This window comes from Nocardia sp. NBC_01327 (assembly GCF_035958815.1).
Lineage (GTDB): Bacteria > Actinomycetota > Actinomycetes > Mycobacteriales > Mycobacteriaceae > Nocardia.
The window spans coordinates 5910585-5923423 of the sequence record NZ_CP108383.1; the positions used below are offsets into that span (position 1 = coordinate 5910585).

The window sequence follows — 12839 nt, forward strand, 5'->3', positions numbered from 1 at the left end:
GTTGCGGGCGGGTCGTCGCACATTCTGGCACGACCCGTATTACCTCGATGTTTCGTAGGCCGCGGGCGTGCCGCGTTCGCCCGGGAGCACGATGCGCAGCACGGTCCCGCCCCGGTCGGAGGCCTCGACGGCAATGGTGCCGCCGTGGTTCATGACCACCTGCTTGACGATCGCCAGGCCCAGCCCCGAGCCGGGCATCGAGCGCGAGGTCGTCGCCCGGTAGAAGCGTTCGAAGACCAGCTCCCGCTCCGCGGCGGGGATGCCGGGGCCCGCATCGTCGACGATCAGCTCCATCAGGCCCGAGTCGTTCTCCCGCATGCCGACCCGCACCTGTTCGCCCTCGGGGCTCCATTTGGCCGCATTGTCGAGAACGTTGATGATCGCGCGCTCGAGGCTGGCCTCGTGTCCGTAGGCCAGCCACGGGCGCAGTTCGACGCTGAAATCGATTCCGGCCCGGCGTCTGCGGACGCGTTCCAGGGCGCGATCCACCGCTTCGCTGATGTCGACCTGCTCGTAGACGGTGTCGGGGGCGTCCTCGCGAGCCAGGTCCACCAGATCGCCCACCAGCGTGGACAATTCCTCGATCTGCGCCATGACGTCCGAGCGCAGTTCGACCATGTCCTCGTCCGGAATACGCGGTGCACCCGGAAGAGAGGAGGCGATCAGCAGCTCCATATTCGTGCGCAACGAGGTCAGCGGTGTCTTGAGTTCGTGACCGGCGTCGGCCACCAAACGGCTTTGCCGCTCCCGGGATTCGGTGAGCGCGCGCAGCATCGTGTTGAAACTCTCAGTGAGCCTGGCGAGTTCATCATCACCGGTCACCGGGATAGGGGTCAGGTCATCGGTGCGGGCCACCCGCTCGGTCGCCGCGGTCAGCCGGGCGATAGGCCGCAAACCGGTGCGGCCCACCGCCGTTCCCGCCGCGGCGGCGAGCAGGACTCCGCAACCGCCGACCACGAACAGCAGCCACGCCAGCCGATCCAGCACCTTCTGGGTGGGCTGCAGCCGCTGCGAGATCACCAGCGTGGAGCCCGAATGCGTCCGCTCCGCGAGCACCCGCTGATTGCCGACGGTGCGCAGCGAGTAGGCGATATCCCCGTGCGCCACCGCCAGCTCCTGACTGCCGATCGGTGGTGCGGCATCCTGCCCGATCACATAGCCCTCGGACTTGCTGTCCGGATAGATCAGCGCGACACCGATATCGTTCGAGAACAGGCTCCCGAGCGTGAGCGCCTCCAGATAGTTCATGCTGTCGACATTGTTGGCGATCATGACCGAGGCCCGCGTCCGCAATTGCGAATCCACATCCGCGTACAGCGAGCGCGCCACCATCGCATAGGCGGCGATGGAGGTGAAGGCCACGGCGACCGTCACCACCGATGCGGCCAGCAGCATGACGCGCCAGCGCAGCGAGACCGAGCGGGCCGACGGCAGCGGCGGGAGCGGATCGGATTCCGGTGCGTTCCCGAGCCCGGCGACCACCGGACGGCGTGGGACGGTTCTACTCACGAGCGCATGCCGCGAGCACCAGAATTGCGCATACCTCCATGCTGCCCACAGCGACTGAGAAGCAACTGAGAGCAGCGGCCGAATCAGCCCTGCGGACTGAGGTTCTGCAACCGGACCTGCCCGCGCGCCACCGTACGATCCTGCTCATCGGTAATGACCACGACCCACAACTGCTGCGATCGGCCCCGGTGCACCGGCGTGGCCACCCCGCGCAGCACACCGTCGCGCACCGCACGCAGGAAGTCGGTGTTGTTATTGACCCCGACCACGGTCCCGCGATCGCCGAGCCACACACTCCCCGCGATACTCGCCAGGGTCTCGATCACCGTGCAGTACACGCCACCGTTCACAATCCCCGCCGGCTGAAACTGCTGCGGCGTGACAACCCACTCCGCCGTCACCCGGTCCGCACTCATCTCGGTGAGCTTCAACCCGAACGTATCGGTGAAGAAGCCCTCACTGAATTTGTTCATCAGCTCGGGCGTCACATCAGCCATGGACTTGAGCGACGAGAAGTCGTCAACACCCGTGGTCACATGCTCATCAGCACTCATACATTGGAGCTTAACCAGCCCCGTTTTCGCGGCGATCAGCAGAGCGAGTCCGGGGAATCTCAGGGTGCAGAACGCGACTACTCAGCTTCCGGTAGCCCCTATGAGTTGCTCAGCATCTCGCGCCGCGCGTAGGTCTCTTCAGGGTCCACAGTGATGACGTCAAGTTGCTGCACCAGCGCCCTCGGTATCTCCCCACCCTCGAAATGCTCCGGGGTAGGAACTATGACCGCCTCGGCATCCAACCGGCTGGCTTGCGCCCGCAACCGCGCCAATGGTGGCCGACCGATGAACTTCGGGTCATAGACCACCATGTCCGCGAAGTCATACCCGAGACGCGTTGCAAGCCTCCGGATTCGGGCTTGATCCCAAAGCTGCTCTAGCCCCGACACATCGGCCTGCAAGTACCCGATACATGTTGGCTTCCAACGCATTACAGCCCCTTCCTGATCTCCAGCCTGCCCACAGAACTCGAGATAGAACCCGGTACAGTCATCGCCTACATCTCCGGCGCTTCGGAGTTCGAGCACCCCACCGGGGAACCTGAACAGTCGCGCGCGCTCCGCTTCGTCAGCCATGACCGGCCCCTGTCGTCAGTTGGTGAGGCCGCTCGGGACCAGGACGGCTACACCAGCCCCGAACGCCTGCTTCGAAGGTACGAACGAGGGCATTCAGCACGCGAGCATCTTGCAGTTTCTTGCATGGATCGTTGACCGATGCTGCTGAAGCTGAGGACGATTGCAATGTCAGTGCAAGTTCACGACACCCAGTAGGGGGAAAGCTCCCATGAAGCTCGAACGACTCGGCGGAGACTCCGTCAACGGACAATCTCCCACCCTGTACCGCAGCGATCGAGATACCTACCTCGTTCAGGGATGGCGGACCAGCCAACCCGCCACCATCGAGATTCCACACCGGCTGATCAGGTTTCTACAGCCGGGAACCTGCCTCGGTGCCACGCTGTACGACAGTGGGCACGGCACTTTCACCCTCACCGGAGATTCGGTCACCGATATCGAAGCTCTGGATCAGGTGCGGCCACCAGCCCACGAAACCGTCGTGGAAGTGTCCGTGACCGCAGAACGGAGGCCTGATGCGCCGAATGGGGTTCGATGAACTAGCTGCGGCCCTCGGCAATCATCAACGCGCATTCCACCTGGAGGTGCGGGATGACTACACCGGTGTACCCGGGGAAGCCGAAGCGCTACAACGGTTCCTGGCCGGAGAGACGCTCGACCCGGCATTTACAGCTCAGTGGTACACCCTAGTTGGGAAGGCCACCACCACAGGCACGGCGGTGCAACGTGTCCGCGTAGTCAGCGAACCCCACACCGACTACGTTCGATTCGCGTTGTCCACTACCCCAGGCAGTCTCGCTGCCGGTGAGGACATTCGTTGGCTTCCCAGGACAGATGCACCCCCTGGGCTAGCCGATGATGATTGGTGGTTGTTCGATGACCGCATTGTCGCGTGGACTGTCTTCGAGCAGGATGGCACCGCTTTGCCGGGATGGGTTGCGAGCGATGATCCGGCCATCGCCGGCCACTGTGCCCAACTGCGTGATCAGCTGTGGGGTAAGGCCATTCGACACAACGACTACGTGACGTGACAGATGTTCGCCAAGGTCGCCGCGATCTGGGGGCTCGACTCCGTGACCTCCGGTTCGCGGCACACCTACGCGCCTATCAACTCGCCGAACAAGCCGGGTGGTCAGCGTCGAAGGTTTCCCGAATCGAGAGCGGGGCGCACTCGCTCACCGAAGCGGACTTGGAGACCTGGTGCCGGCTTACCGGCGCCGAACTCGCCTACCCCGACCTGCGTGCGACGCTCCGCAATGTCAACGCCGCATGGAAGGAATGGCGACGGATTGTCGGCACCGGCCACGCTCGCCACCAAGCCGAAATAGGTGGCCTCGAAACCCGTACAGGGCTCATACGCAGCTACGACCCCCAGGTCATGCACGGACTACTGCAGACCGAAGACTATGCCCGCGCGATCCTGTCAGCCGCTGCCGACTTCCTCCACATCAGCCAAGACCGTGACGTCGCGGTCACAGCGCGCATGAAGCGGCAGACAGTCCTACGCCAAGGTCGCCACCGCTTCTACTTCTTGATCGGCGAACCAGCACTGTATGCCACCGTTGGAAGTAATGCCGTTATGCAAGAACAGCTTTCGCACATGCTCGAAATCATGACCCTGCCGAGCGTCGTCGTAGGGATCGTGCCCCTACAGGCCCCCTTCTTCTATCGCACAACAGAATTTGCAATCTACGACCAGTCCAGGGTGCTGATCGAGACCATCACCGCAGAGTCAACCATTACCCAGCCCGGCGAAGTTTCCTTGTATGAAAAGACCTTCGCCAGACTCGCCGAGCAAGCTTCTTACGGCGAGGTAGCGAGAGAACTGGTCCGCAAGATCCTCGACTCCAGAGCCAATTGATCCGCTAACCGAGGAACGGACTGTCGAGGTATCGGATGGAAGGGAGTCCGCCCGGACGATGTATCTACTCACTGCTGATGAACAAGAACAGCTGCTCAGGCGATGCCGGCGCGCTTTTCATCTGGAGGTTCAGGACAGCTACGCGGTTACGGACGAAGCCGAAGCGCTGGCGAAGTTCCTCGAAACCGGCGAGTTCGAATATGACCCCGAGTGGTTGCACTGGGACGACCTCGTTCGTGAGGTCACGGAATCGGGGCGGGCAGTGCAGCGTGTCCGAGTGGTCACCGAACCCCACACCGACTACACGCGATTCCTCTACGCCACAACCGGAAGCAACGTCGACTCCGGCGAGGAAATCCGCTGGCTCCCACGCCATGCGATCGATCCTGACGAGCTGACCGCAGATGATTGGTGGCTGTTCGACGACAACACCGTGGCATTCACGGCATTCAGGCCAGACGAAACCCTGGGAGGGTTTGCCGTCACCAAAGACCCGAGAATCAGTGGGTACTGCCGCCGTGTCCGTGATCGCGTGTGGAGCTTGGCGACACCGCACGCGGAGTACCGAATCAAGAGGTGAGCGGTGACGGCTGGGCTCACGATCACCCAGCTGCGCATGCGTGCTCGGAATACGAAGCGGCGGGCTCCCCTTGGTAGGGGAACCCGCCGCGGCAAGGGACCGGGGGTTCTCGGCAGCCCTCCGGAACACTCACTCGGTCCTAACGCCGATTCCGAGTGTAGGTCAGGCTTACCTAACAAAGCAAGTCCTCTGCGGCGACGCCGACGGAACAGCCGGGGTCACCATGAAGGTGGGGCTCATTTCTCGCATGCGATGCCGTCCCCATCGCGATCGAGCCCCGGCCGATAGCCAGGGTCACCTCTGCGCAGAGGGGCGACGCCGGCTCGCCTCGCCTCCGCACAACTGCTGTAGTACGCCGAGGGCGCATCCGTTGTCGGCACGACTGCCGGTGGTGGCGCGGGCGGGAGCGGAACCTCTGGCACGGTGGTGATTTCGGGCTGCCGGAGCGCTGGAGCGAATGTCGTGAGGAGAGTTTCTGTGGTCGCTGTGGTGCTGTCCGGCGTCGCCGTGGCGGACAGCGGGCTCATGGCATGAACCGCAGTAGTTACCGCTGCGACAATGCTCGTCCGCGTCGCGGACGAAGGTTCTGTCGCCGATCCGCAGGCTGAAATCTGTACCACGCCCGCAGCGATGGCTGCGGCGACCAGAATGCCTTGTCGTAGCGCTGACACGAGTGATCCTTCATCGATTGAACTCGACCTGCCACGAGCAAACACACTGCTATTGGAAGGTTCGTGGACCATGAACGATCCGCGCTGTCGACGCGGGCGTACAGGGCTCAGCAAACGATCGGCACAATCGGTCACACGAGAGGCACGGAGCTACTCGGCGAGGGCCTCGTTCCAGTCCAGGATGCGGTAGCTCTTGACGACGCCGTGCAGGACGAAGGGGTCGTTCGCTACGAATTGTTCGGCGGCCTCGCGGGTGGCGAAGATGCCCATGGAACCGTTTTGCTGGGGGTCGGCGAAGGTTCCGATCATGAGGAGGTCGCCGCGGTCGATGTAGGGCTGGTATTGGGCCACGTGCGCGGCGAAATGCTGAGGGGCCTTCTCGGCGAGATCGTCTGCGGATTCGTAGAACACGACGGCTTTCATGGGTTGACTTCCTCTCGGCTCATTGGGACCGCGTGCCTCCGGACACTACAAGCCGCATACGCGCGGTAGCGGCTACCAGCGCAACGTCACCTCGGTGCACGGTGCCCCAGTCGACATCCGCGACGGAAAGCGCATGAGCACGCGCCCATACCCGTTCACGGCAACCTAGCGACCTCCGGACATGTACAACGCTCACATCAGTCACTGGTTCGCACGTGTCCATGTGCTGCCGGACGAGTAGCTCACAACAAGTTCCATGCTTGGCCGTCCGGCTGGTCGGAACAACAACTGTCTGCGTGGGCGACGAGCACGATCCCGTTTGGGCACGAGCATCTTTCCGCCGAAAATGAGTACCCGCACACCGATGTCGGTCAGTGTGTGTTCTTGGCGTAGAGGCGCCACGTACGCAGCTTCTAGGGAAGGATCGAGCAACCTGTCTGTGCCGCAACCCGTTTCGCAACATCCCTTGGCCGAGCGGCCCGACCCGAGTACTCGCTTCGAGACCAGGCTGGCAGTACGCTGGCAAGTCTCGGCATGCAGTTGCCGTCGGGGAAGGGGACGACCATGTTGGAGCCGGTGTCGTTGGGAATCGCAGCAGCAGCGTTGTTGGCGTCGAAATTCGGCGAACGCTTCGCACAGGAGGCGGGAGAAAGCACCTGGACAACGGTCAAGCGTTTACGAGAAGTAGTGGCCGCAAAGTTCCGTGGCGACAGCGAAACCGAAAGCGCAGTAACTGCTTTGGCGGATACTTCGACAGACGCAGCCAGAGCACTCGTCGCGACGCGGATCTCCGAAGCCGCGAAGACAGACTCCGATTTCGGTGCTGAACTTGAGCGGCTCGTGACCCTCGCTCGTCGCGATCGGACGGTGGACAGCTTCCTGGCACAGGCTTTCGACAACGCAAAACAGGTCAATTTCCGCGGCGATAACCTCGGCCAGATCAACCTCTGAGTAACGATGACCGAGTTCCATCCCGGCGCCAACGATCAAGCACGACAAGCGAATATCGCTGGTGACAACGACGGTCCGATCAACATGCAGATGACTCCACCGCAGCGCACAGTGACGGATACCCTGCCCCGGGATATATCGACATTGGTCGCCCGGGACGAGGAGCTCCAGTGGATCGTCGATGCGGCGGAACCGGGCCGGACTGTATCGGTCTGCGCTGTCGACGGTATGCCGGGAGTCGGCAAGACTGCGCTGGTCACCCGTGCAGCCCATCGGCTAGCAGATCAATTTCCCGACGGCCGCTTCTTCGTGGAGCTCAACGCCCATACCCCGGGTCAGGCCCCAGCAGAACCTATTGACGTGCTTGCCGGACTGCTCTCCGATCTCGGCGTCGATCCCCGCGTCGTCCCCAAAAGTTTGCAGGACCGCCGAAATATGTGGCGAACTCGCTCGGCAGGCAAACGTGTTCTGCTCATTCTTGACGATGCCAAGGACACCGCACAGATCGAGCCACTCTTGCCGACCGGGCGGCAGTGCTTGACGTTGGTGACCAGCCGCCGCCGGCTGATCGCCCTGGACGGCGCAATGTCGGTACCTTTGGACCCGTTGACACCTCGGGCTGCAATCGAATTGTTCTACGCGTTAGCCCGACGCACGCCTACCGCCAGCGACACCGTCGCGGCGCGAAAGATCGTGTGGCTGTGCGGATACCTACCCTTGGCGATTGTATTGTTTGCCGGTCGCCTCGCTCACCATCCAGCGTGGACGATCGCAGCGACGGCGATCGAATTCGCTTCTGCGAGAGACCGACTCGGGGAGCTCGACGTAGGAGAGCGTGCCGTCTATGCTGCTTTCACGATGTCTTACCAAGACCTTCCCGCGCATCAACAGCGCCTATTCCGGCGACTCGGGCTGCACCCAGGCCCAGATATCGACGCCTCTGCGGCCGCCGCCCTGGACGACATCCCCGTTTCCACCGCACGGCGAGAACTCGATGCGCTGTACACAGTCCACCTCATCGACGAGACGGCACCCGGTCGCTACCGGTTGCACGACCTGTTGCGCGACTATGCCCGCACTCTTGCAGAAGAAGATCCCGCGCACGAGCGGTCACAAGCGGTCGGCAGGCTCTTTCACTACTACCAGCACACCGCTCACGTCGCTGGCCGTCGCCTTGCACGGGTCACCCGCCCGAGACCGGATTTGGGTGCAGTCACACCGACTTCGGCACCGAGCCTCGACACCTGCTCGGAGTCGATGGCATGGTTGGGCACTGACCACACTAACCTTTTGGCTTGCTTGGAATACGCCGTAGCGAACGACCTGGTGCCCAGCGCTATACAGCTAACCTGTGGCCTGTCGGAATTCCTTAACCTGGCGGGTCTTTGGCCGGAGGCCATTGCACTACATGAACGCGCCGTCGGTCTCGCCCATGACATCGGTGACAGCCTTGACGAGGCGAATGCCCTCTACAATCTCGGCGAAATCCGAGTCTGGACCGATGACTACCCAGTTGCGGCCGGATTGTTCGACCGTGCGCTGGCCATCTATCAACGGGTCGGTAATCGTGTAGGTGAAGCCAACTCGCTGTTCGGTCTGGGTCTGGTCCGGCACCTGACGAGTGACTACCCCGTGGCCAGACGCCTTTATCAAGAGGCAGTCGCGATCTACCGCGACATCAGCGACCGCCTGGGCGAAGCCACCGCGCTCAACGAGCTGGGCCGGACATGGCAGAGAATGGGCCACTACTCGACGGCAGCCGACCTCTACCGGCAGGCAACGATGATCTACCAGGAAATCGGCAGCACCGCCAACGAAGGCGATGCACTCTGCAACTCGGGGTGGGTGACGCATACGATCGGTGATTACCCAGCGGCGATAGATCTATACGAGCGAGCTCTCACGATTGTCCAGGACATCGGACGCCGTCTCTCGGAGTCCGATATCCTCAACGAGCTCGGCACCATCCAATATCTAGTGGGAGACTACGCTGCCGCAACCGTAGCGCTCCGAAAAGCGAATACCACCTATTGCGAGATGGGCAATCGTTTAGGTGAGGCCAATTCATTGAGCAATCTCGGCTGGGTCCAGTTTCTGACTGGTAGCTACTCGGCAGCGGCGGACCTACTTCAACGAGCGCTTGATATCTACCGCGAGACCAACACTCGGTTCGGCGAAGCCGAGGTACTCAATCGTATAGGCAGAGTCCTGATCGATTCGGGCGATTACCCGAACGCGCTGCGAGCGCACGTCGCTGCGTTGCGACTGGCGCGCGAGATCAAGAACCCGATAGAGGAGGCTCGAGGTCTCGACGGAGCTGCCCGTTGCCGGATACAGCTGGGCGACCACACAGCCGCCTTGACTGAGCTGCGAGATGCAATAACGATCTACCGCCGCATCGGTGCCGCCGAAGCAGACTCTACAGAGAGTTATCTCGACAGCATTCAATAATGCTTGGGAGTGACCGACCGCTCGCACTCGATACGGCTACCAGCGCAACATCGGTGCGGGGGTGAGTGGGTGGCGTACCGCATGACGAATGATGCCGGTGAGCACGATTCGGTGGAAGTGTTCGTAGGGTAGTTCGGCTACGACGGAATGTACTGTGGCGCGGGGGATTTGGTTGCGGAGCAGGCCGTGGCTGGCGTCTACGAGGTCGGCGATGCGGAAGGTTTCGACGAGGCGGTCTTCCTGTACCGGGCGAATGCGGTGGTGGTCCATGACCATTCGGTGCACGAGGTCGGGGTCGGCGATGGAGAACTTGTCGACGAACTCGTCTGCCAGGGCTGCGGAGGGCTCGAGGTAGTCCATTGTTTTCGCTGTCCAGACGCCCAGGTCGTGGATCGCCCAGGCGAGGGCGGCCGAGTCGGGGAGCGAATCGACGCCGAGAAGTCGCAGTTGGTAGTTGAATCCGCGCAGGACGTGGTTGCGGTAGGCGTCGTACTCCTCACCCAGTTGCGGGCGGTAGCGGTCCAGGACGGCGTCGACGATCGGGTGGCTGGTGATGATCGGACTACGAGCGGCAGGCGAACCCATACCCGCACAGTACCGACGATCGGGGACCTATCCGGGCATGTTCTTCGCTCGGCCGTCCGCGACGGCGAATCCGGGGTAGTGACGGGCGGCTTCCCGGGCGGAATCGAGGAGTTCGGGCGGACCGGAAAGCGTCCAGATGGTGGTGCGGTTGTTCGGGAGGTAGTCGGCGAATCGTTTCCAGATGTCGGATTCGGTGTCGGCGGTGAGGATTTCGCGGACTACGGGGGTGGTGTCGATCGGAATTGCCGTGGCGGGTTCGGCAGGGCGGAACTCGAGGAATCCGCGTGGGCCGTATTCGGTCTTTCGGGCCGGGTAGGGATTTCCGGCGTACGCCACCGTGGGGTTGTCGGTGAGCTGGAGTCGCCGGTGAACGTGGCCCAAGGCCCAGTAGTCATAGCCGCTGGCGGTCAGTGTCGTGAGTGTTGTCGGCGCGCAGGGACGACGGCTGTCACCTCCGGTCAGGCTGGTGTGCAGCAGTCCGATATTGGTCCAGCCGTCGACGGGTTCCGGGTAATCGGCGGCAAGGTCGCGCAATTCGTCGGGGTCACCGATGGACCGGCCGTGCACCACGATCCCGCTGTCCGGCCAGTAGTGCGTGCCCGGCGCCTCGATCGGCGCCACCCAGCAGCTCGGCGGTGGGCGAAGCTGTTCGGGCAGTGGAGATTCGGCGTCGTGATTACCCCAGATGAGCGCTACCGGAATGCCCGCGTCGTGCAGGTCGGCCAGTGCCGCGTTCGCCGTATTCGCCGCGCGCGAGGTCGCCTCGTGGCGATCGAAGAGGTCGCCCGCGATGAGCACGCCGTCGTAACCGCCGTCGAGGATATGACGCAGCAGGGCATCGAAGGCGTCGTAGGCCATCTGCACCGGGTCGATCGGCGGGCAGCCCGGATACTCGGGCACCGCACGCAATCGCGCACCCAGGTGCAGGTCGGCCAGATGCGCGAGGCGGATCATCGAGATCGCTTCTCACTCATACGGTTTCGCCACCACTCCAGGACGACCAGTACCACGGTGGAGCCGAGGACGCCGATCACAGTCATGGCCATGGCCTCGGCACGGTGCCCCTGGTCGAACTGGCCGAGAATCCACGGCGACAGCAACTGCAGCGAAGCCGGCCGCACCATGGAGGAGGCCACAACCTCGCGCACCCCGAGCAGAAACGCCAGCAGCCACCCCGCCACGATGCCGGGCATGAGCAGCGGAATCGTAATGCGCCACAGGGTCTGCCACGCGGTGGCGCCGGAGGTGGCGGCCGCCTCGAGGAACTTGTCGTCGACCGCCGCGTAGGCCACCTTCACGTTCTGCAGCACCACCGGCAAGGTGATGACGACATACGCGAGCACCACCATGGCGCGCGTGTTGTACGGCGTGAACGGCAACCAGGGCGCATTCCACAGGAAGATGAACCCGATCACCAGCACGATGGTCGGCACGGTATCGGGGGCGATGCCGAGCAGATCGATGCCGCGTCGCGCGGTGGCCCGAGCCCGCGTTTCGGCGCCTCGCCGCCGGGCGATCACCATGGCGCACGCCACCGCCAGCACCGTCGCCACCGTGGCGGCGATGAGCGCCAAAGTGATGCTGTTCTGCAGGGCATCCAGCCCGCGGCCCGGTCGCAGCACCCGCGCGAAATAGTCGAAGGTGAGATTGTCCATCGACGGCGGCTTGGACCGCAGCACGGTCATCGCCCCGAGAATGATCGAAATGTAGGGCACCAGCACCGATATCAGCAGCACCAGCCCGATCCAGAGCCATCCGGGCGCGGTCCACCAGCCGGTATCGACCCGCGTGCGGCGCGCCACCCGGCCGCCGAACGGCACTTCCCGCCGGCTCATCCACTGCTGCAGACCCCAGACCGTCATGCCCATGGTGAGCAGCACGGTCGAAAACGCCGCGGCCCGAGGGAAATTCAGCGGGTCGATGGTGACATTGCCGTAGATCTCCGAAACCAGGACCGGAAAGCCGATCCGGTTGCCGAGCGTGACGGGAGTACCGAATTCCCCTGCGGCCCGGATGAATACGATCAGCGCGCCGAGCGCGTAGGTGGGGCTGAGCAATGGTGCGAGCACCAGCCGGAACCGCTGCCCGGCCGAGGCCCCGGCCACCGCGGCCATTTCATCGAGCGAGGCGGGCACCGCATCGAGGCGATTGCGCAGCAGCAGGTACAGGAAGGTGAAGATCTCGCAGGACATGATCGCCGCCATGCCGACCGGAGACTCCACCACCGAGCGCACCAGCGCGCCACCGGACGCGCCGAGCCACCGCTCCCCCAGCCCATTGATGCGCGTGAAATCCAGCCACGCCATGGCCGCCACATACGGCGGCGTCAGAAACGGCACCATGACCGCGATATCGATCCAGCGATGCCGCCGCAGCCGAGTCCACGACATGAGAAATGCCAGCGGCGCGGCCATCGCGGTCGAGATGACGACCACCAGCACACCCAGCAGCACCGTATTGCCGACGATCCGCAGGTTCTCCGGCCGCAGCAGCTGCCCGAGCGCCGACGGATCACCGTTGTACCCGGTGACAGCCCGGATCAGCATGGCGATCAGCGGCGCCGCCACCGCCACGAGCAGCAGCGCCAGCAGGGCGTAAACCCCCGCACCGGAACGGAATCGAGTCTTCGTTCCGGCGGAGCCGAGATCGGTTCCGCCGGAGTCGATATCAGTGGTCACA

At 63.3% G+C, this 12839-nt stretch carries 14 protein-coding genes; 6 read left to right on the plus strand and 8 right to left on the minus strand.

Translation table 11 applies throughout. The annotated features are described in order from the left end of the window. Positions 1-39: 39 nt before the first annotated feature. The 3 genes from OG326_RS27280 to OG326_RS27290 form a co-directional block, all read right to left on the minus strand. Positions 40-1482: a HAMP domain-containing sensor histidine kinase gene (locus OG326_RS27280; RefSeq protein WP_327146597.1), complete on the minus strand. Its 1443-nt coding sequence runs from the start codon at positions 1480-1482 to the stop codon at positions 40-42. Positions 1483-1592: 110 nt separating this feature from the next. Next, complete coding sequence (locus OG326_RS27285) at positions 1593-1982, minus strand: PaaI family thioesterase (RefSeq protein WP_327146598.1); 390 nt, start codon at positions 1980-1982, stop codon at positions 1593-1595. A gap of 179 nt (positions 1983-2161) precedes the next feature. After that, the gene (locus tag OG326_RS27290) at positions 2162-2638 is read right to left on the minus strand and encodes a hypothetical protein (RefSeq protein WP_327139979.1); all 477 of its coding nucleotides are present in this window, start codon (positions 2636-2638) and stop codon (positions 2162-2164) included. 208 nt (positions 2639-2846) lie between these two features. Here OG326_RS27290 and OG326_RS27295 point away from each other — a divergent pair, with 208 nt between their 5' ends. From OG326_RS27295 to OG326_RS27310, 4 genes are read left to right on the plus strand one after another with little or no spacing between them, the layout of a single operon-like run. Continuing rightward, a complete protein-coding gene (locus OG326_RS27295) occupies positions 2847-3176 on the plus strand; it encodes a hypothetical protein (RefSeq protein ID WP_327139980.1) in 330 nt (109 codons plus the stop codon). Then, positions 3163-3669, plus strand: coding sequence for a DUF6879 family protein (locus OG326_RS27300; protein WP_327139981.1), 507 nt, complete (start codon positions 3163-3165; stop codon positions 3667-3669). The genes OG326_RS27295 and OG326_RS27300 overlap by 14 nt, the downstream gene beginning before the upstream one ends. Continuing rightward, entirely contained in the window at positions 3666-4499 is an 834-nt protein-coding gene (locus OG326_RS27305) for a helix-turn-helix domain-containing protein (protein WP_327139982.1), read from the plus strand. Before OG326_RS27300 ends, OG326_RS27305 begins: the two co-directional genes overlap by 4 nt. Positions 4500-4557: 58 nt before the next feature. After that, positions 4558-5079, plus strand: coding sequence for a DUF6879 family protein (locus tag OG326_RS27310; RefSeq protein ID WP_327139983.1), 522 nt, complete (start codon positions 4558-4560; stop codon positions 5077-5079). Positions 5080-5315: 236 nt separating this feature from the next. Here the strand turns inward: OG326_RS27310 and OG326_RS27315 are convergent, their stop codons facing one another. Together OG326_RS27315 and OG326_RS27320 are read right to left on the minus strand one after the other, a co-directional pair. Then, on the minus strand, positions 5316-5822 hold the full coding sequence (locus OG326_RS27315) for an excalibur calcium-binding domain-containing protein (RefSeq protein WP_327139984.1): 507 nt from the start codon (positions 5820-5822) through the stop codon (positions 5316-5318). Positions 5823-5900: 78 nt separating this feature from the next. Then, entirely contained in the window at positions 5901-6173 is a 273-nt protein-coding gene (locus OG326_RS27320) for a YciI family protein (protein WP_327139985.1), read from the minus strand. Positions 6174-6737: 564 nt separating this feature from the next. On the opposite strand from OG326_RS27320, the gene OG326_RS27325 reads away from it, so the two are divergent. Further along, complete coding sequence (locus tag OG326_RS27325) at positions 6738-7124, plus strand: hypothetical protein (protein WP_327139986.1); 387 nt, start codon at positions 6738-6740, stop codon at positions 7122-7124. Between the two features lie 6 nt (positions 7125-7130). Continuing rightward, the gene (locus tag OG326_RS27330; protein ID WP_327139987.1) at positions 7131-9575 is read left to right on the plus strand and encodes an ATP-binding protein; all 2445 of its coding nucleotides are present in this window, start codon (positions 7131-7133) and stop codon (positions 9573-9575) included. Between the two features lie 36 nt (positions 9576-9611). Here the strand turns inward: OG326_RS27330 and OG326_RS27335 are convergent, their stop codons facing one another. Genes OG326_RS27335 through OG326_RS27345 form a run of 3 tightly spaced genes read right to left on the minus strand, consistent with a single transcriptional unit; the run spans position 9612 to position 12838 of the window. Then, positions 9612-10160, minus strand: a complete 549-nt coding sequence (locus OG326_RS27335; protein ID WP_327139988.1) for a hypothetical protein — start codon at positions 10158-10160, stop codon at positions 9612-9614. A 27-nt stretch (positions 10161-10187) separates the two neighbouring features. Then, a complete protein-coding gene (locus tag OG326_RS27340) occupies positions 10188-11114 on the minus strand; it encodes a metallophosphoesterase family protein (RefSeq protein WP_327139989.1) in 927 nt (308 codons plus the stop codon). After that, positions 11111-12838, minus strand: a complete 1728-nt coding sequence (locus tag OG326_RS27345; protein WP_327139990.1) for an ABC transporter permease — start codon at positions 12836-12838, stop codon at positions 11111-11113. The genes OG326_RS27340 and OG326_RS27345 overlap by 4 nt, the downstream gene beginning before the upstream one ends. Between the last annotated feature and the right edge of the window lies 1 nt (position 12839).